The sequence below is a fragment of the Chitinophaga jiangningensis genome, assembly GCF_900142605.1.
GTDB classification, from domain to species: Bacteria; Bacteroidota; Bacteroidia; order Chitinophagales; family Chitinophagaceae; genus Chitinophaga; species Chitinophaga jiangningensis.
On sequence record NZ_FRBL01000005.1, the window covers coordinates 485153 to 504547 of the forward strand.

General features: G+C 48.3%; 20 protein-coding genes. 10 read left to right on the forward strand and 10 right to left on the reverse strand.

Annotated elements, in window-relative coordinates; all coding sequences use genetic code 11:
* Positions 1-39: 39 nt before the first annotated feature.
* Positions 40-3339: an AAA domain-containing protein gene (locus BUB18_RS14855; protein ID WP_073082407.1), complete on the forward strand. Its 3300-nt coding sequence runs from the start codon at positions 40-42 to the stop codon at positions 3337-3339.
* 100 nt (positions 3340-3439) lie between these two features.
* Here the strand turns inward: BUB18_RS14855 and BUB18_RS14860 are convergent, their stop codons facing one another.
* Both BUB18_RS14860 and dusB read right to left on the reverse strand, forming a co-directional pair.
* The gene (locus BUB18_RS14860) at positions 3440-4009 is read right to left on the reverse strand and encodes an NUMOD4 domain-containing protein (RefSeq protein ID WP_073082409.1); all 570 of its coding nucleotides are present in this window, start codon (positions 4007-4009) and stop codon (positions 3440-3442) included.
* A 42-nt stretch (positions 4010-4051) separates the two neighbouring features.
* Positions 4052-5119: a tRNA dihydrouridine synthase DusB gene (gene dusB, locus BUB18_RS14865; protein ID WP_073082412.1), complete on the reverse strand. Its 1068-nt coding sequence runs from the start codon at positions 5117-5119 to the stop codon at positions 4052-4054.
* Positions 5120-5267: 148 nt separating this feature from the next.
* On the opposite strand from dusB, the gene BUB18_RS14870 reads away from it, so the two are divergent.
* From BUB18_RS14870 to BUB18_RS14890, 5 genes are all read left to right on the forward strand, one after another.
* A complete protein-coding gene (locus tag BUB18_RS14870; protein WP_073082415.1) occupies positions 5268-6161 on the forward strand; it encodes a CPBP family intramembrane glutamic endopeptidase in 894 nt (297 codons plus the stop codon).
* 64 nt (positions 6162-6225) lie between these two features.
* Complete coding sequence (locus tag BUB18_RS14875; RefSeq protein WP_073082417.1) at positions 6226-6501, forward strand: putative signal transducing protein; 276 nt, start codon at positions 6226-6228, stop codon at positions 6499-6501.
* Positions 6502-6576: 75 nt separating this feature from the next.
* Positions 6577-7458 (forward strand): phosphatidate cytidylyltransferase, encoded by an 882-nt coding sequence (locus BUB18_RS14880; RefSeq protein ID WP_073082420.1) that lies wholly within the window; start codon positions 6577-6579, stop codon positions 7456-7458.
* A gap of 86 nt (positions 7459-7544) precedes the next feature.
* Complete coding sequence (locus BUB18_RS14885) at positions 7545-8195, forward strand: phosphatidylserine decarboxylase family protein (protein WP_073082423.1); 651 nt, start codon at positions 7545-7547, stop codon at positions 8193-8195.
* A gap of 7 nt (positions 8196-8202) precedes the next feature.
* Complete coding sequence (locus tag BUB18_RS14890; protein ID WP_073082425.1) at positions 8203-8430, forward strand: hypothetical protein; 228 nt, start codon at positions 8203-8205, stop codon at positions 8428-8430.
* Between the two features lie 160 nt (positions 8431-8590).
* Here BUB18_RS14890 and BUB18_RS14895 read toward each other — a convergent pair whose 3' ends face one another.
* Complete coding sequence (locus tag BUB18_RS14895; protein WP_073082428.1) at positions 8591-9286, reverse strand: YjjG family noncanonical pyrimidine nucleotidase; 696 nt, start codon at positions 9284-9286, stop codon at positions 8591-8593.
* Positions 9287-9348: 62 nt separating this feature from the next.
* Here BUB18_RS14895 and BUB18_RS14900 point away from each other — a divergent pair, with 62 nt between their 5' ends.
* The 3 genes from BUB18_RS14900 (at position 9349) to BUB18_RS14910 (ending at position 12874) form a co-directional block, all read left to right on the forward strand.
* Entirely contained in the window at positions 9349-10050 is a 702-nt protein-coding gene (locus BUB18_RS14900; RefSeq protein ID WP_073082430.1) for an SDR family oxidoreductase, read from the forward strand.
* A gap of 106 nt (positions 10051-10156) precedes the next feature.
* Positions 10157-12073 (forward strand): BatD family protein, encoded by a 1917-nt coding sequence (locus tag BUB18_RS14905; RefSeq protein WP_073082433.1) that lies wholly within the window; start codon positions 10157-10159, stop codon positions 12071-12073.
* A gap of 33 nt (positions 12074-12106) precedes the next feature.
* A complete protein-coding gene (locus BUB18_RS14910; protein WP_073082436.1) occupies positions 12107-12874 on the forward strand; it encodes a tetratricopeptide repeat protein in 768 nt (255 codons plus the stop codon).
* 3 nt (positions 12875-12877) lie between these two features.
* Here the strand turns inward: BUB18_RS14910 and BUB18_RS14915 are convergent, their stop codons facing one another.
* The 7 genes from BUB18_RS14915 to BUB18_RS14945 form a co-directional block, all read right to left on the reverse strand.
* Positions 12878-13624 (reverse strand): LytR/AlgR family response regulator transcription factor, encoded by a 747-nt coding sequence (locus BUB18_RS14915; RefSeq protein WP_073082438.1) that lies wholly within the window; start codon positions 13622-13624, stop codon positions 12878-12880.
* 102 nt (positions 13625-13726) lie between these two features.
* Entirely contained in the window at positions 13727-14536 is an 810-nt protein-coding gene (locus BUB18_RS14920; RefSeq protein WP_143159957.1) for a sensor histidine kinase, read from the reverse strand.
* A 221-nt stretch (positions 14537-14757) separates the two neighbouring features.
* The gene (locus BUB18_RS14925) at positions 14758-15468 is read right to left on the reverse strand and encodes a response regulator transcription factor (RefSeq protein ID WP_073082445.1); all 711 of its coding nucleotides are present in this window, start codon (positions 15466-15468) and stop codon (positions 14758-14760) included.
* 63 nt (positions 15469-15531) lie between these two features.
* Entirely contained in the window at positions 15532-16551 is a 1020-nt protein-coding gene (locus BUB18_RS14930; RefSeq protein WP_073082447.1) for a sensor histidine kinase, read from the reverse strand.
* Positions 16551-17039, reverse strand: coding sequence for a gliding motility lipoprotein GldH (locus tag BUB18_RS14935; protein ID WP_073082450.1), 489 nt, complete (start codon positions 17037-17039; stop codon positions 16551-16553). Before BUB18_RS14935 ends, BUB18_RS14930 begins: the two co-directional genes overlap by 1 nt.
* 15 nt (positions 17040-17054) lie before the next feature.
* A complete protein-coding gene (locus BUB18_RS14940) occupies positions 17055-17930 on the reverse strand; it encodes a YicC/YloC family endoribonuclease (protein WP_073082453.1) in 876 nt (291 codons plus the stop codon).
* 56 nt (positions 17931-17986) lie between these two features.
* Complete coding sequence (locus tag BUB18_RS14945; RefSeq protein ID WP_083550032.1) at positions 17987-18631, reverse strand: pseudouridine synthase; 645 nt, start codon at positions 18629-18631, stop codon at positions 17987-17989.
* 1 nt (position 18632) lies between these two features.
* Here BUB18_RS14945 and BUB18_RS14950 point away from each other — a divergent pair, with 1 nt between their 5' ends.
* Positions 18633-19340: a Crp/Fnr family transcriptional regulator gene (locus BUB18_RS14950; RefSeq protein ID WP_073082456.1), complete on the forward strand. Its 708-nt coding sequence runs from the start codon at positions 18633-18635 to the stop codon at positions 19338-19340.
* Positions 19341-19395: the final 55 nt, after the last annotated feature.

Below are 19395 nucleotides of genomic sequence, written 5' to 3' on the forward strand. Positions count from 1 at the left end.
CATTGATGCAAAAAGTCAGCATTGCATTATCTTGCATAAATGGGCGCATCACAAAAAGCAGCAGCGTTTTTCGCACGTATCCAGGAAGCAGCAAATACTCCGCAGCCAAACGATAAGCTCCGGCTCTATAAGCTCATCCTGGAAAGCCTTTTTCGTGACCTCACCCGCCAGGAGCACCGCTCCTTCGGCAACCTGTTTGCCCGCATGCAATTCTACTTTGATAAGGAAATTGTACCTGCCGATATCCAACAACAACTCACCGCACTTCGCATCCTAACTTCAAGGGCTACACGTACTATTTTTCCTTTACAGGGAGAAGAACACACCCTCTGTATCAAAGCCCTCGCGGAGTCGGTAGCCTGGTTCTATTCAGCAGTAGTACCACTGCGCCTCTCCGAAACCTACTACGATGCGGGTGATAAATCTCTCTCCCGTAATATACGTAACCGCCCTGCCAGCATCATTTCACTGAAATGTATGGTTACCGCGGTAGGACCACTCGTAACCAACCAGCAGGGAAAATATTCCTGCGTGCTGCTGGCAAAAAACGATGAACAGGGCGACTTTGAACTGTCGCTGGATGGCCTGGATTCCATTGCTGTAATGGCATTGCACGCACAACTCCGCCCATACGACTCCCTGCATGTGATTCATTGTCGCCAGGAAGAAACGGAAGAACACCAAACACCTTTTTATACCACCACCGCCGAAAGTCAGCTGGTACTGGAGCCCGACCTGCTGATCGATATTAGCGACCTGGCAGAATGCTTTAACCACAAAGGCGTTAATAAGCTGTTGTACCTGGTGAAAAAGCTGGTGCCGCAAACGTCCAGCCCCGCTGCCTTTAAAGGAAACCTCGTAAATGCACTGCTGGATGAAATGCTGCGCAACAAAGCCATAGATTTCAAAACCTCCTTCAAAGAGGCTGTAGCCGATAACGTGCTGCAGGCCGCTGCCTATGGCCGCGATAAAATCAATGAAATGTTCCGCGATATCCGGCAGTCGCACTGGGCCAACCTGCACCAAACGGTGGCCGACCTCCAAAACAAACCGGTTCGAATAGAACCAACCTTCTTTTCGTGCAACTACGGCATACAGGGGCGACTGGATATCATGGCGGAAGATGACACCGACCCCAACAGGAAAGAAATTTTCGAACTGAAAAGCGGCAAAGCACCGGACTTCAATACCTGGAAGAACCACGAAATGCAGGTAGTAGGCTATAACCTGCTGCTCCGTTCTGCGTTTGGCCGTAAACGTAAGGGGAGTAGTGCAATCCTGTATTCCGGCGCACAGGCCCAGCCACTGCGCAATGTAAGCAGTACCCATGCCGGCGAAAATGCACTGCTGCAACTCCGCAATGAAGTAGTAGCCATGTTACTTCGCCTCGCTGCCGGCGAATATGATATCTTATCCACTATCAACAGCACCGCTGCCGCAGGCCTTCCTTCCTTTAGCATGGAGCCCTTTATGGGTTTCGAGAAAGCCTGGAATGAAGCACCCGACATCACCAAAACCTATTATAAAACATTCCTTTCCTTTATCCTGCGCGAGTTTTTACAGGCGAAATGCGGCATGTTTTCCGAAGTACACCGGGAAGATGATGCGGACGGATTCGCCGCACTGTGGCTGCAACAGGAAGAGGAAAAGGCAGACCGCTTCAACATTATTCCAGGGCTGCAATTCCGCGAGTTCGACAGTAACTCCAGCTCGGTAACTTTTGATATAGTCACCACCGTTAGTCACAACTTCAGGGTAGGGGATACGGCTATCATCTACGCCAGAACCGGGGCGGAGCTGAAGCCTTTACAGCAGGAGCTGCTCAAGGGCCGTATAGAGGAGCTGGGCAGGGATCACCTTGTCTTCTCCCTGAATAACAGGCAGATGACACTCGATTTCTTCCGGCAGCACGATGAGTGGATCATTGAACACGATATTTACGAGTCCAACTACTGGATAGCCGCGTCAGCACTGTTTTACATGCTGGCACCACAATACCGTAACAAAGCTGAAACACTGCTTGGCCTTAGAGCTCCCCGCACCCGCGAGCTGGAAATCCCGCTCCCGCCGATGTTTAACCGCAACCAGGAAGAGATCGTTCGCAACGCCATCCAGGCAGAAGATTATTACCTGCTGCAAGGCCCGCCAGGCACAGGCAAAACCTCTGCCATGCTCACTACTATTGCGGATGAACTGGTAAAAAGGAATAATCATGTGGTGATCGTAGCCTTTACCAATAAGGCCGTGGAAGAAATTTGCGGGAAGCTGGATGCAAAAGATATCTCCTACCTGCGTATGGGTGGCCGCAATACGGCATCGGCCGTGCAGTTGAAAGAGCTGTGTATGAACGGCTCCCTGGATGATGCGAAACAGTTCATTACCAGTCATCGCATATTTGTAGGTACTGTAGCTACTATGGCTACCAGACTGGATTTGCTGATCACCATGGGCATTCCCATGGATGTACTCATTGCCGACGAAGCCTCCCAGCTCACGGAGCCGCAATTGTTAGGACTGCTGATGCCTTTCCGCAAGTTCATCCTCATCGGGGATCAAAACCAGTTACCGCCGGTGGTAGCGCAGGAAAGTTTTTTCTGCGAAACAACCAATGAAGACCTGCGGCAGATAGGCATTGCGGACCTGCGTTGTTCTATTTTTGAACGACTGATGCAGCAATGCAAGCAAAACAACTGGCTACATGCCTGGGGTATGCTGAATACACATTTCAGAATGCATGATAGCATTGCCAGCATGGTCAACCCATATTATGCAGGGCAGCTAACTTCCGGGCGCATAGAGCAGCAGGAGGCCTTTACCCGCAACGCCGGCAATAGCCAGTGGGACCGGCTTTTATCTCTCGGTAGAAAAGTATTTATACCCAGTCCATTCGAGCCCACTTCCAAAATGAACAGCACGGAAGCCGCCAGGGTAGTGGATTTATTGCGATACCTGCGGCAACAATATGGCCCTGCTTTCACTAAGGATACTGTGGGAGTAGTAACGCCGTGGCGTACGCAGATCAGCCTGATACGCGAACTGATTGCAGACGACAAGGAACTACAGGCCGTAAACATTGACACGGTGGAACGTTTCCAGGGATCGGAAAATGACATCATCATTGTTTCACTGGCGGTATACCATACGGGGCAGGTGCATACATTGCAGTGCATTGGCAGGTTTCAATGGGAAGGCGAACAGATTGAGGTGGACCGCAAGCTGCTGGTAACGTTGTCGCGCGCACGAAAACAGGTGATCATGATGGGGTATGAGCCCGTGTTACAGGAAAGTGCCCATTACAGGCGGGTATTGGGGGAGATGGTAAGAGTAGAGGCAGGGTAGGTTGTAAGTACCTGAAAATAAAAGAGATAACAAAGGCCACACGTACGTATGGCCTTTGTCAGACAACATCATATATAGATCATTCCTGGCAAACCAGGCATTAATCCAAAGTAACGTGCGACCAGTTTTCGCCGCTTTTAATACGGTAGAGCTGCATTTCGCTGATATCAAACTGCTCTGCGATCTGCTTCATGGTTTTCTTACCGGGCTTGTTCAGCAGGCGTTTGATGCTCTTCACTTTGGTCACGTTCAGTTTCAGACCTTTCAGCCTGTTCCTTTGTTTTTCTTTATAAGCTTTTTTAGCCGGGCTGTTCTGCTGGTGGCCTTCCATTTCTTCTTTGGTAGCCCACTCCAGGTTGCTGGCTTTATTGTTCTTCTTATCGTAGTCGAGGTGGATCACATACCTGTGGGAGCGCCCTGGTCTTTTGTTGAAGAGCTTGGCCACTTCTCTGTGCAGGTAGAGTGATTGATAGGTATCTGCAGGCTTTACATTTAAAACCGTATAGCCTTCCACGGTAGAACCCGTGAGGAGCTTACCATCTTCAATACTTTCATGATAGCTGATCACTCTTCCCATGTTAGAAACAGCATATTTCTTACGCAGGGCAGATTTGTTTTTAATCTGTAAGTCTTTCCAGACTTCATTTTTCAGATTTTTAATTGTGGTCATGTGAAAGTAATTTATGATTTATTGTATTTCCGGGGTCATCGTTTAACCGTAAACGTTACAACCGGCCATTTTATCAGAGGCCGGTAAATGCTCGTTTTCGGCCCATTGGGGAGTAGTCCTTTCGAAAATATGATCTTTATATTGCACCACGATCGCGTCTAAAACTTCTTCTATTTCAGCTTGCGTCTTTAAAGTTACTAATTGTTGTCTGAATTCCTTGATGTGAGGTAACCCTTTGAGATAATTTGTGTAATGGCGGCGCATTTCGAGGATGCCAACGATATCACCTTTCCAGGCTACAGATTGTTCCAGGTGTCTTTTACATACCTGTACTCTTTCCAAAACAGTTGGAAGGGCTAAATGTTCGCCAGTTTGCATAAAATGCTTTATCTCCCGGAAAATCCAGGGATAGCCGATCGCAGCGCGTCCGATCATAACGCCATCCACACCGTATTTGGCGCGGGCAGCAATCACCTGTTCCGGCGTACATATGTCACCGTTACCAAAGATCGGAATGTTGATGCGCGGATTATTTTTAACTTTTCCGATGAGGGTCCAGTCGGCATGACCTTTATACATCTGTACGCGGGTGCGGCCGTGGATGGTCAGGGCTTTGATCCCTACGTCCTGCAGGCGCTCTGCCACCTCTTCAATGTTTTTGGTGTCGTCGTCCCAGCCGAGGCGGGTTTTAACAGTTACCGGCAGCTTAGTAGCTTTTACTACTGCAGCGGTAAGTTTCACCATTTTAGGAATATCTTTCAGGATACCGGCGCCGGCACCTTTACAGGTCACCTTTTTCACCGGGCAGCCGAAGTTGATGTCCAGCAAGTCCGGGTTGGTAGCTTCTACAATCTGGGCGGCCATTGCCAATGGTTCCTCATCACCCCCGAAGATCTGGATGCCCACCGGGCGTTCATATTCGAAGATGTCCAGTTTCTTACGGCTTTTGATAGCATCGCGGATAAGGCCTTCAGAAGAAATAAATTCTGTGTACATGAGATCAGCACCGCCATCCTTGCAAACGGCACGAAACGGCGGATCGCTCACATCTTCCATGGGCGCCAGCAAAAGGGGAAATTCTCCCAGTTCTATATTTCCTATCTTCACCATAAAGTAAGAACCACGGCCAACAAGGCACCAGGTATTATTGTATTAACTTATATATTTTTGCTAAATGCAGCAGGGTAGTTTGTGATACTGTTGCTGCAATGCTTAATTTCACGCTGTAAATTTACGCATTTTAATACAGTATTTGATTATGAGAGGCTACCTTAAGCAGCACCCTCCTTTATTACAGTTCATCACCATTCTTGGCTTTTATGCAGGATCCATAGGGGTTTTCATACTGCTGACAGCACTGCTGACACCTAAACTTACCGGCTATACGGCAATGGAGATTTCCGAGGGAGTGCTTACTGATCCTAAGTTTCTGACGATGCAGAAGTGGTTACAGTTCTTCTACACAACTTTAACATATCTTTTACCTGCGGCCATCTTTGCCTACCTCTGGCATCCGGAGCCGATGCGCTATCTCGGTTTAAAAACGAAAGCCTCGCTGCTGCAAATCATACTTACCATCGCTTTATTCTTTTGCTGCCTGCCTGTGGTAGGAGTATTGGCGCAATGGAACCTGCAGTGGGATCTGCCCGCTGCGGCACTCGGCGCACAGCAGCGGAATGAACAGATGACGAAGGCCCTACTGCAGATGCCAGCCATCACGGACCTGCTGATGAACCTGATTCTTATGGCCATCGTACCGGCTATTGCAGAGGAAGTGTTTTTCAGAGGCGTGTTCCAGCGGATCTTCATCAACCTCACCCGCCTCAAATGGACCGGCGTTCTGGTGACTGCCGTCATATTTGCAGCAATGCACTTTGAAATGCAGGCGGTATTACCCCGTATAGCCCTTGGGTTTATCCTGGGTACTATTTTCCTGGTCACCGGCAACCTCTGGCTGGCCATACTGGCCCACCTGATTAACAACGGCATGCTGGTGATTCAGTATTACCTGTTTCAGCACGGTTACATTAAAACTGACCCGGCGGTAGAGCAGGGGGTGGAGTGGTACCTCGGACTCGCCAGTGCGGTGGTAACCGTTGGGCTGATTTGGGCACTGATGAAGCGTTCGCCGGAGCCACTGGAAGTAGAATAGGCAGACGCACCACGCTAAACGGCAGAAAAATAGTAACTTAACTTACTAACAAAATAACTGTAACATGGAAAAAGGCTGGACTAAAGTATTCGCAAGCGACCGACCATACGAAACGGAAATCGTGAAAGGTATGTTGATCGAAAATGGAATTGACGCGGTTATTCTCAACAAACAATCTTCCTCTTATACCTTTACCATCCCTGGTCAGGTAGAGCTGTACGTGCCCGATGAGCAGGCAGAAACGGCGAAATCGCTGGTTACCCAGCATAATAACCTGCCTACCGGCGACCCTTACGAGCTGGATGAAGAGGAAGGAAACAAGGCCGGGGACCATGAATAATACACCCGGACTGGCATTTGCTCAAATTTTTGCAGACTTTTGCGGCTCTAAAATCAACTAACAGCAATTTCGATAATGAAAACATTTTTTACCCGCACCGCGTCAGCACTGGTTTTTGTAGCAGTGATGCTGGGTGGTATCCTTTGGAATCCCTTTACTTTTTTCCTGCTGTTTTTCCTGGTGAACTTTTTCGCCCTGCAGGAATATTTCAAACTGATCAGGCAGATCGATACTGATTTTGCCAATACCTCCGGGTTACACCGCTATGGCGTTTCTATCGCCAGTTGCGCCATTATGCTGGCATTTACCGGTAGTAATTTTATTTTGGGAGATATTAATGCCGGCTTTATAGGATGGTGGCTCGCCATTATCTTCCTGATGGTACTCCCGTTAGGCGAAATCCTGTTCAGCAAAGACTTTTCACTTAAAAACATCGGCTATTCCGCCCTGGGGCTGCTGTATGTTACCATCCCATTCAGCATGCTGGTGAATATCCGCCTGAATGCGATCGATATTCACTACACCGCCGACCAGGTAGGCACCGCTCCCGGCTGGCTGATCCCCTTGCTGCTTATCATTTTCATCTGGATCAACGACACCATGGCGTACATTGTGGGTTCGCTGATTGGCCGCACCCCATTTGCGCCGGCCATTTCCCCTAAAAAAACCATTGAAGGTACTCTGGGCGGTATGATCCTCGCAGTAGCAGCTGCCGGTGTATACGGCCATTTCTGGGGCAGCAGCTACCTTGCCTTACAGCACTGGCTGGTGCTGGCAGGCATCGCAGCGGTGTTTGGCACCATTGGCGACCTCATCGAATCCAAACTCAAGCGTATGGCGGGTGTAAAGGACTCCGGCAACATCATGCCCGGCCACGGCGGATTCCTCGACCGGTTCGATTCCATGCTGCTGGCAGCACCCTTTGCCTGGATCTACGTACAGTCATTTATGCTGTAAAAAAGAAATTCGTATGCTGAATTTTTTGAATTGAACTAACTTCGCTGTGCGATTAAACCAATAAACAGACAAACAAATAGAAAACAATGAAGATCCATCGTGAAGGATTTGCTACCATTTCCCTTGTGTTCCTGGTACTGTTAGTAATTAACGGAGCAGTATTTTACTGGTTCGACTCACCGGCGCTCACCTGGAGCCTCCTGGCCATTTCCGTAATATTTTTCCTGTTCATCGTATCCTTTTTCAGGTTACCGGCCAGAAAAAATACTGAAGGCGATAACCTCGTTATCTCCCCATGCGATGGTAAAGTAGTGGTGATTGAGGAAGTATATGAGCCTGAATATTTCAAAGACAAACGCCTGCAGGTATCCATCTTCATGAGCCCTGCCAACGTTCACGTAAATAGAAATCCCATCAGCGGTGAGGTTAAACTCTCCCAATACCACCCCGGTAAATACCTGGTGGCCTGGCATCCAAAGTCTTCCACCGAAAATGAAAGACATTCCGTGGTGATCGGCAACGGCAAAACCGATATCCTGATCCGCCAGATCGCCGGCGCCCTGGCACGTCGTATCGTTAACTACCTCAAGCCGGGTATGCAGGTAAGCCAGAACGACGAAATGGGCTTCATTAAATTTGGTTCAAGGGTGGATCTTTACTTACCTTTAGGAACAGAAGTAACCGTGCAGCTGGAACAGGTTGTAAAAGGTGCACAAACAGTAATTGCAAAAATCTAATCGGGCTATGAAAAAGTTATTTACACTGGCTATCGCCTCCCTGCTCGTTGCAGGTACCACATTTGCGCAAGACAATACGAAGAAAGCTCCTGCAAAGGAAGCCAAAACAGCACAAAAGGCGGATTGCAAAGATGCCGCCACCTGTCAAAGCAAGGGCACAGCGAAAAGCTGCTGTAAACAGCCATCCAAAACCGCAGCCATGCGCGTAAAGGCGGCTAAAAAAACTACTAAATAAGCCATTAACATATTGGAATAAACAAAAAGGAATCGCTTGGCGATTCCTTTTTGTTTTAGGCGCAAAACCTAAGGTTTGGTTCTATTCAGTATCGCCACTGGCGTTCAGCCTCGCAACCGGCGGATCAACCCTGCAATTTCACTTACAAAGCTGTGATCGGTTAAAGAATATCCATGATTTCCGCCAGCGAATTCACGGTATACGTAGGCTTGAAATCTACCGGAGGCTTGGCAGGGTTAAAATAGATCTGATCCATCCCTACGCCATGCGCACCCTTTATATCCAGTTCCATCGCATCTCCCACCATAATACTTTCCGGGGCAGAAGTAACCGCTTTGGCCATCGCATAATCGAAAATTTCGCGGTATGGCTTCAGACTGCCCGCCACTTCGGAGGTGATGATATGAGTAAAATATTTATCTATCCCGGAATTTTTCATCTTCAGCAATTGCGTCTCCTCAAAACCATTGGTGATCATATGCATGGGATAATTTTTGGCCGCCAGGTAGTCCAGCACCTCTACGGCGTGCGGGAAGAGCCTTTTTTTAGTCGGCAATACTTCCAGGAACTGGTCTGACAGGGCTTCGTTCAGCTTTTCATCACCGATCTTAAAGGCCAGTAAAGTCATGCTGAAGCGTTTATAGCGAAGGTCCTTGCGGGTGATAAAGCCTTTTCTGAAGCGATCCCAGAGGCGTTCGTTAATGTCGACATAAGCAGTTGAAAACTCCTGAAATGATGGCACCCCTCTACTTTCCAATGCATGCTGCTCGTATAGTTCAAGCAGTGTTTCCTGTTCGTTGGTCTCAAAGTCCCAGAGTGTATGATCCAGGTCAAAGAAAAGATGTTTATATTTCATGATCGCGCAAAGTTACGAAATACAATTTTTACTATTTTACCGCTTTAACTCAGGACATAACCATGAATGCAGTAATAACCGGCGCCAGTAAGGGTATTGGCAGGGCAGTAGCTGAAAGATTAGCAAAAGAAGGATTTAACATTGCCATATGTGCCCGTAATGCCGCGGCCCTGGCGGAAGCTAAAGCCGCAATACAGGCGCAAAACAGCGCGGTAACCGTACTCGCGGAGCAGGTGGACATGGGCGATAAGGCCCAGGTGTTGCGTTTTGCAGAAACGGTGAAAAATGCCTTCGGCCAGGTGGATATCCTTGTCAACAATGCCGGTATATTTACCCCAGGCTCCCTGTACGAAGAAGCGGAAGGGCTGCTGGAGCAGCTGATGGCGGTTAACTTATACAGCGCCTATCACCTCACCAGGGCATTGCTCCCGGAAATGATGCAGCTCCGCAAAGGACATATTTTCAATCTCTGCTCGGTGGCCAGCCACAAGGCATACGCCAATGGCGGCTCCTACAGCATTACCAAGCACGCCCTGCTCGGCTTTAGCCGCAACCTGCGCGAAGAGATGAAACCCTATGGTGTAAGAGTAACCAGCATCAGCCCCGGCGCCACCCTCACCGCCTCCTGGGATGGTTTTGAAGCGCCGCCCGACAGGATGATGCCTCCTGAAGATATCGCCACTGTAGTGTGGACCGCCTTTACACTTGCCAAACAAACAGTAGTCGAAGATATCGTACTACGGCCAGTTTTAGGAGATATTTAACAATCATATATTCATAATTTTTTAACTAACTTTTAACGGCGCAGGTACCGCATCCATGGCGGGTTAGGTTAAATTTGTTGACATAATTATGATGGTCAGATTTAGTATGAGAAAGTGTCTTTTCTCCTTATTGTTTTTAGTAGGGCTGGTGAACTGCGCATTTGCGCAGGATTTCCGCTTTACTACCACTGTGAGCAGCAACACGGTGGCACTGGACGAGCCATTTCAGATTCAGTTCATGATTGAGAATGGGGTCAATGTGACTAGCTTTAACCCTCCCGACTTCAAAGATTTTGATGTGCTGCAAGGCCCCAGTCAAAGCATGGGTCAATCCATCATGAATGGACGCAGATCAGAATACATAGCGCTCATATATGTGCTTCAGCCCAAACGTGTAGGTAGTTTCACCATTGCCGGCGCACAGGCCAGAGTAAATGGCAACGTGGTAAAATCCAACCCTGTACTGATAGAAGTACGCAGGGGTGCAGGTGCTTCCCAGCAACAGGCCCCGCAACAACAGCAGTCTGCCGGTGGCTATGGCCAGCGTGGCGGCCGCGATGAAGCGGTTGACGGCATACTGAAGAAAGGTGAAAATATCGACGAAAAACTCCGTAAGAACATATTTGTAAAAGTAGATGTGGATAAAACCAATCTCTACGAAGGCGACCAGCTAACCGCTACGTATAAACTCTATACCCGCCTCCCTACTAATTCAAGTGTTACAAAAGTCCCTGCCTTCAAAGGCTTTTCTGCTAAAGACATAGAACTTCCCAACCCGCCGCAGGCCACCGAAGAAATGGTGAATGGCCAGTTGTTTAAGGTGTTTACCATCCGTAAAACGCTGCTGTTCCCATTACAATCCGGCACCCTGGAACTGGAACCCGTGGAAGTGGATAATCAGGTGCGCCTGGTGAAAGTGGTACAAAACAAACGCCGGGCAAGAGACCCGTTTGAGGACTTCTTCAATGACCCTGCCTTTAAGGATCCCTTCTTCGACGATTTCTTTAATCGCCCGGATGTGGAATATGAAGATGTGCCATACAAAACGCAGTGCAACCCGGTAAAAATTACCGTGAAGCCGCTGCCCGTGGATGGCCGCCCTGCGAGCTTCAATGGTGCCGTAGGCCGCTTTAATATGACCGCGGAGGTAAATAAGGACAAACTTTCCACCGACGAAGCGCTGACCCTGAAAGTGACCATCACCGGCCAGGGCAACGTAAACCTGCTGAATACACCCAAAGTGGACGTCACCTCCGGGTTCGAAGCATATGACCCGAAAGTAACCGACAATATTGAAAAGAACAGTAATCCACTGTCGGGCAGCCGTACATTCGAGTTTGTACTGATGCCAACAGAAGCAGGGGAGCATGTGATTCCTCCTGTGGAGTTCTCTTACTTCGACCCTTCCGCGAACACCTATAAAACGATAAAATCTGCATCTTTCCCTATTAATATCACACAAGGGAAAAAAGTTAAATCCGAAAAGCAGGATTACAGCGTAGGTAGAAATGAGCTGGTGGGCATTGAAACCGGCATTATGCCATGGGTAAAAAAACATACCTGGTTTGTAACCAGCATATGGTTCTACATCCTGCTGCTGATACCGGTGTTGGTGTATGCAGGCGCTGTGTTTTATAAACGCCGCCAGGATTACAATACCACCAACGCTGCTGTGCTCAAACACCGCTATGCAAACAAAGTAGCACTCAAACGCCTGGAACTGGCCGCCCGTTACCTCAAAGAAGGTAAGGACAAAGCCTTCTACGAAGAAACTTCCAGGGCCGTATGGGGTTATTTAAGCCATAAGCTCAAAATTCCATTTGCTGACCTTAGCAAGCAACTGGTACAGGAGAAACTGACTGCCCGTAGTATCAATGGCAGCAATACTTCCGAGCTTTTTGAACTGATAGACAATTGTGAGGTTGCATTGTATGCCCCTGGCCAGGACAACCGCCGGATGCAGGGGACGTATGAAAAAGCTGTCAGCATCATCACCAACCTGGAAGACGCATTGAAGAATTAATTTTTAACCACCAGGCAAATGTTCTATTGCAGAATGTTCAAATCGATTTTCCTGGCAGCAGGCCTTCTGTTGATGGCCTGCTTCACGCCGGCCCTTGCGCAGGAAGTGAATCCACAAGTACGCTTTGACGAAGCCAATAACCTCTATCGTCAGAGCAAGTTTACGGAAGCAGCCACTATCTATCAGCAACTAATAGATGCCGGCTACACCGCACGCCCTTTATACCTCAACGCAGGCAATGCCTGGTATAAGGCAGGCAAAACGGGACAGGCGGTGTATAACTATGAAAAGGCCCTGCAGCTGTCACCGGAAGACGCTGCCATCAAGCATAACCTCAGCGTGGCCAATCAAAAGGTGAATGGCTACGTAGGGGATCTCCCGCTGGTATTTTTCCAGCGCTGGTGGCTACAGCTGCAACACCTGCACACCTCTAATGGCTGGGCGGTAGGCGCGGTCATTTTTATCTGGATACTCATTACATCTCTTATTATAAACACCCAGATTCCCGGACTACACAATAAATACCTAAAGTGGGCTAATTACCTGTTTGGCGTACTGTTTATCGTGTACCTGCTGATGGCCGTTGATACCTATAACATCGCCAATAACCACAACAGTGGTATTGTAATGACGGGCTCCATCAAAGTAAAGGCCGCTCCGGACGATAACAGCAAGGAGCTGTTTGAACTGCATGAAGGTATGAAAGTGAAGCTGGTGGACGCTACCAGCGAATACTGCAAAGTAGAGCTCAACGACGGTAAGAACGGCTGGGTATCCTGCGCTGCCATCAAGCGTTTGTAAGCATTACATCTTCTCGATCCTTAACAGGAAGTCCTGCTTTTTCTGGCGGGATACGGGCACTCGCTGTCCATCACACATGATGATTTCACCACCGTCGCCTTTGATATATTTATCCATAAAGGAGAGGTTGACGAGGAAACTGTTATGCACGCGGAAAAAAGCTTTATCTTCCAGCACTTCCTCCATTTCCTTCATGGTACGGGTTACAGGGAAAGGTTTTTCCTGGGAACGCAGGTATACGTTGGTGTTGGCCCCGTTTGATTCGCAGTAAAGGATATCGCTGGCGATCACCATGCGGAGGCCTTCTGTGGTGGGCAGCGCCAGTCGCTCCGACTGTTTAATATGCTGCTGCAACATTTCCACGAGGTTATCCACTTTTTTAGTAACCGGTTGCCCCATGCGTTCGGTGGCTTTTATAACGGCTTCTTTCAGTTCTGCTGTATCTATTGGTTTAAGGAGATAGTCAAGTGCGCTGTGCCGTATGGCCTGGACCGCATAATGGTCGTACGCTGTGGTAAAGATCACAGCAAAGGAGCCTCGTTTAGTGGCTTCCAGTACCTGGAATCCGTCCAGTCCGGGCATTTCAATATCAAGAAACAGCAACTGAGGGTCGTACATGGCAATTGCGTCAAGGGCGGCTTCGCCATTATTGCATGTAGCCATTACCGTTATATCCGGGCAGTTTTTTTCAAGAAGAATTCGAAGTACGTCTCGGCTGTGCTTCTCGTCGTCCACAATGATGGCGCGCATGAAGGTAGAAATAGTTGATAGATGGTATAATTACAAAAAGAGGGGGAAATGCCTCTGTTTGACGATGAAAAATTACGCTTTTTTTTGCTGCTGTACAAGCATTCAGCCCGTCAGTTCCTGTCGGGCGGGGGTATGTTCCATGCTGATCACGAGACGATTGCCGCAAGGGTGGCTGGCGCTGTCCAGGATGGGCTGTGCGGAAATGCTGGCTTTCATATGGTAGCGCTCACTCATGAGGTACAGGCGTTCGGAGGCGATATCGATGCCGTTGGCGAGGCGGGCTGCGGTATCGTCCAGCAGGGAGGCGGTGGGATTGCCGTTATCTTCCACCCGGATATAAAGCCGGTCGTTTTTGAGGCCGATAATAATATCCAGCTGGCCGCCGATTTTCTCCGGGCGCACCAGCAGCCGGTGCCAGATGGCATATTGCACGTAAGGTTGTATAATCAGGGGAGGAATCAGCGTGTGCATAGGTTCCACTTCCGGCTCCAGCACCAGGCGGTAGGTAAACTGCTGCTCAAACCGCAACTGCTCCAGTTGTAAATAAAGCTCCAGTGCGTCGAGGTCTTCCTGAAGGGTGATCCATTCCTTCTTGAAATTTCCCATCATGAGCCGCATCAGTTTGGAGAAGCGGGTGAGGTAAAGGGAGGCCATATCTGTGCTGGTAGCCAGGATATAGTGATGGATGGCATTAAGGCTGTTGAAGATGAAGTGAGGGTCCAGCTGGGCCTGAAAGGCGTTGAGTTCCAGGTTGATCATGGCCTGCTGCCGGTGCAGGGCTTCTTTGGCGGCACGACGGATTCTTTTCTCTCTTTCGAAGAAAAAAAGCAGGATCGTAATGAGGCTAACCCCGAAGAATACCCAATACGGCCAGACTGCAGCAAACACCATTGCTATAGTTAAATGTGCCACGATAATTAAATATCGGGTAAATCACTGCCAGATGGAAGTGTCATTTTGTACAAGGCAGAAAATAACCGGAAAGCGGTGAGATTTGGAGGAAATTTGGTGTTTTGTTGTTTGCATTGCGTTTTGAGGCATAGTTGCTTTCGGTGGCGTGTTTTAATCGCGCCTCCTGCGCGATTAAAACACGCTGGTCAATGGCCGAAGGCCATTGACCAGCGTGAAATAGCTTATGCTTCTGTGAATTTATAGCCTACTCCGCGTACAGAATGGAAGTATTTAGAGTTACGGCTGTCTTCTTCAAAGTATTTTCTGAAGTTGAGGATAAAGTTATCGATGGTACGGGTGGTGGGGTATACGTTATATCCCCAAACTACCTGCAGGATTTTTTCACGGGTCACTACTTCACCTTTGTTTTCGATGAGTAGTTTCAGCAGCATGGCTTCTTTTTTACTGAGCTCATAATGTTTACCGTCTTTGCCAATGCACTCCTGTGCGGCGAAATCGATGGTATTGTTACCAAAGCGGTAAACGTTTGGTACGCTGTCTTTATCCTGTATTTTTTTATTTTTTACGATCAGTTTCTCTACACGCAGCAGCAGTTCTTCGAGGTTGAAGGGCTTGGTCATGTAGTCGTCCCCGCCTTTTTTGAGTCCCAGCACCCTGTCGGCGCTGCTGTTTTTAGCACTCAAAAACAGGATGGGCACTTCGTTATTCTGAATGCGGATATTTTCGCAAACAGCGATGCCGTCCATTTCCGGGAGCATGATATCGAGTATGATCAGGTCAAAATATTCGTTTTTGACTGCTTTGAGGGCAGCGGTCCCATTGTCAACGGCAGTAACTTCATAGCCTTCCAGCTCCAGGTTCAGCTTAAGCGCCTCCTGGAGATTTTCTTCGTCTTCAACCAGTAGTATTGATGCTTTTGTAGCTTCCTTCATGTGTTAATATTTGATTGTAAGTCAAATGATGGATTAAAGGCTGTCATTTAATCCGGTTTAAATTTACGCCGTTTGTATGGAATAATCAGTCCATGTTATTTCAAAGCAGGCGCCGGTAGGTTTATTATCGCGCACATGTATGATCCCGTTGTGTTGCTCTACAATTTTAGCTGTCAGGAACAGTCCGAGACCGGAGCCTTTGGCTTTACGGGTATTTTCATTGCCTACGCGGTAAAACTTGAGGAAGATTCTTTCTTTTTCTTCGTCAGGGATACCAGGACCTTCATCCACTACCTGTAACTTGAGCTGTTTATTGGATTCGAACAGTTTTACCAGAATAGCGGTGTTTTTGGGTGCATATTTGGCAGCATTTTCCACCAGGTTACTCAGTACGATGTGCAGCATCAGCTTGTCACCTTCCATCCATACCCCTGGCAAAATGCTTGCCTGAATAGTATGAGTGCCAATTCGTCCGCCAATTTCTTTAATATCTGACTCCATCAGCTGCGATACATTCAGGGGTTCTTTAAAGAGCTGATAGCGGTGGGTTTCCAGTTGCGCTGCCAGCAGGATGTTGTTACACAGCTGGTCGAGGCGATTGGTTTCCCGGATGGTGTTATCGATGAGCCGTGACCTCTTTTCTTCGTCGAGGCTACTGTGTCTGCGTATAGTCTCCAGGTTTAGCTTGGCTGCCGCAATAGGGGACTTCAGTTCATGGGTAACCGCCATCATAAAGTTTTGCTGTTGACGGCTGAGTTTCATGTATTTCCAGATGGCGCGGTATACAAATCCGGCGCCTACCAGCAATATGCCGAGAAAGGTGAGGCCTTCGCCGAGATATTTGATGAAGCGCATTTTTTCGTCTTTTTCGATGCGCTGAAGTTCCAGCTGGTATTCCACTGGTTTTTGCAGGCTATCGATCCGGAGGGCGAGGTTTTGCACTTCAAAACCGGTGATCTGGTGGCTTTGGCGCAGGAGTAGTATTCCCCACCATACCAGTGCAGCAACTGTATAAAACAGTACTAAAAAGTAAAGGAAGGATACTGATTTTCCTTCCTGCATTTTATTATAAATTCTTTTCATCAAGGCCGTTTACCGGCTTTCTCTATCCGCAAACCAACATTCATTACATGGGGAAGCGGATTTTGCCGCATGTTTTGTTCAAAAGTGATTTTATAGGTGCCTGGTTTGCTAAAAATTGCATTTTGCTGAATAGGCACTCTATGCTCATATATATCATCGATACCGCTGCCGAGCCATTTTCCGGAGGGTTCTGCCAGGGGCAGTTCCACACGTTGCTGGGCAGGGATGCTGTCGCCCGGGTATTGTGTTCCTACCATTAGCCAGAGGTTACTGTACGGATAAGATGTCTGGTGGCGTACGTTCACGTATATGTTGTACAGCCAGGCAGTATCTTCCGGTTCCAGTTTAACTTCAAAAGCTGGTTTATAGTCGTAGGTCCAGTCATGCCCCGGGATTTCCAGGTTTTTTTCGTAGACGTCCAGTTTAGGCGGCTTGCAGGCTGCAGCCAGAATTAAAAGGCCTGCGGTTACCAGGAGTAGTCTCTTCATAAGGTTTACGCCTTGCTATAAAACGTTTAGTACTTGTTCTTTGGCTTTTTCCAGTTCGTCTTTCATCAGCACTACCCATTGCTGAATACCGGCGTCATTAGCTTTGGAGCCGGTGGTATTGATTTCCCTGCCTACTTCCTGCAGCACGAAGCCGAGTTTTTTACCTTTGGCAGGATCTGCTTCTTTCAAAATTTCTTTGAAATAGCGGCAATGGTTTTCCAGGCGGGAGAGCTCTTCGGAGATATCGAGTTTTTCTAAATAGAAGATGAGTTCCTGTTCCAGCCTGTTGCTGTCCACATTCTCTTTACCTACATGTTCGGCAAGCAGGCCTTCGAGGCGCTGGCGGATGCGATCCTTGCGGAGCGGGTCCAGCTCTTTCACCTTGCCCATGTATGTTTCGATATTTTCAATACGCTGAATCAGGTCGGCTTCCAGCATAATGCCTTCGTCCTGGCGGTGCATATCGAGGTCCTGCAAAGCAGCCTGTAATACTTCTTCCACATCTTTCCATTCGCCTTCGGTGATTTGCTCGGTGGCAGGGGTCACTACTTCGGGCAGTTTCATGAGGATGTTGAGCATGTCGCCCTGCGGCAGCTCCAGCTGGTTGGCCAGCATAGTAATGGACTGGTAGTAGTACTTGGCAAGGTCAGTGTTAATGACTACAGGCCTTGTAGCGCCATTCTGACGTACGTTGACGGTAGCATCCAGTGTTCCGCGCTGCAGCACCTGCTGCATCTGGGAGCGGATATCAAACTCATAAGGTTTCAGTAAAGGAGAAAATTTCAGATTCACCTCAAACTGTTTTCCATTGAGCGATTTGATCTCCACCACAATAGTTGTTTCGCCTCTTGTGCTCTCCGCCCTTCCGAAGCCAGTCATTGATTTCAGCATAATAGAAATTTGTAGGCAACAAACCTAGTTAAATAAGACCAGAAAGCCAAAAAGCATCACAGCAGTTTTAGCTTCCGGTAAACCTCTTCGCGACTCAGTTCCACCATATCTCCGGCGTTCATACCGGCAATTGTTAACCCCTCCATTCTATAACGTACAAGCCTCAACGTAGGAAAGCCTACGGCCGCCGTCATTTTTCTTACCTGCCTGTTCTTTCCCTCATGCAGCGTCATCCGCAGCCAGGGAGCGGGTATGCTCTTACGAAAACGGATCGGTGGATTGCGTGGTGGTAAAACAGGCTCCTCCTCAAAAATTTCTGCTTTGCATTTTCTCGTGAGATACATTTTGCCATCCACATTTATTTGTACTCCCTGCACCAGTTTTCTGACAGCCTCTTCCGTCACAGCGCCGTCTACCTGTACCCAATACTCTCTTTCGTGCTGGTATTTGGGAGATAACAAACGGTGATTCAATGCTTTATCGTTCGTAAGCAATAATAGCCCCTCACTGTCATAATCCAGGCGCCCCACAGGATATACATCTGAAGGTACTTTAAAGAAATCTGCCAGACAAGCCTTGTTCCCCTCGGGGGTAAACCGGGTCAGTACTTCGTATGGTTTATAAATTACATAATAATGAAGCGCCACAACTGCTTTTGCTTTGGTTAAGGAGCCGTAAATTAGTACATTTGCACAATTCATTATGAGTACACCGTTAAATCCAGCATGTCAAAACTGTAAAGACCGCTTCTCGTCTATATTCTGCAAAGCGGACCAAAACAATCTTGAACAGATTGATGCGGCAAAAGTGTGCTCATCCTACAAAAAAGGACAGGTAATTTTCCACGAAGGAGCCTACCCATTTGGTGTCTACTGTATCAACGACGGTAAAATCAAACTGTCGCACAGTGGCGACGATGGCCGCGAACAAATCGTACGCCTCGTGAAAGCCGGCGATATCATGGGCTATAAGGCCTTGCTCAGTAACGAACGTTACACCGCAACTGCCACCGCCCTGGAAGATTCTTCTATCTGCTTTATTCCTAAAGACCTGTTTCTCAACATCCTACAGTCAGATGCATCCCTATCTTTCGAGATGATGCGCATCCTGTCCAGCGAACTGCGTAAGGCAGAACTCAAAATCACCCACCTCGCCCAAAAGCCGGTGCGTGAGCGCCTCGCCGAAACCTTACTATTCATTAAAGAAACCTACGGCCTCGAAGAAGACGGCCATACCCTCAACGTGCGCCTCTCCCGTGAGGAAATCGCCAACCTCGTTGGCACTGCCACCGAATCCGCTATCCGACTGCTCTCCGAATTTAAAAAGGACGGTATGATCGAACTGGACGGTAAAAAAATCCGCCTCCTAGATATGCCGGAAATTATCCGTACCGCCAACCTGCACGATTAATCCTGATAAATATCAGTTTTACGCTTGACACAAGTCATTGGATGCCCCTGCGGCT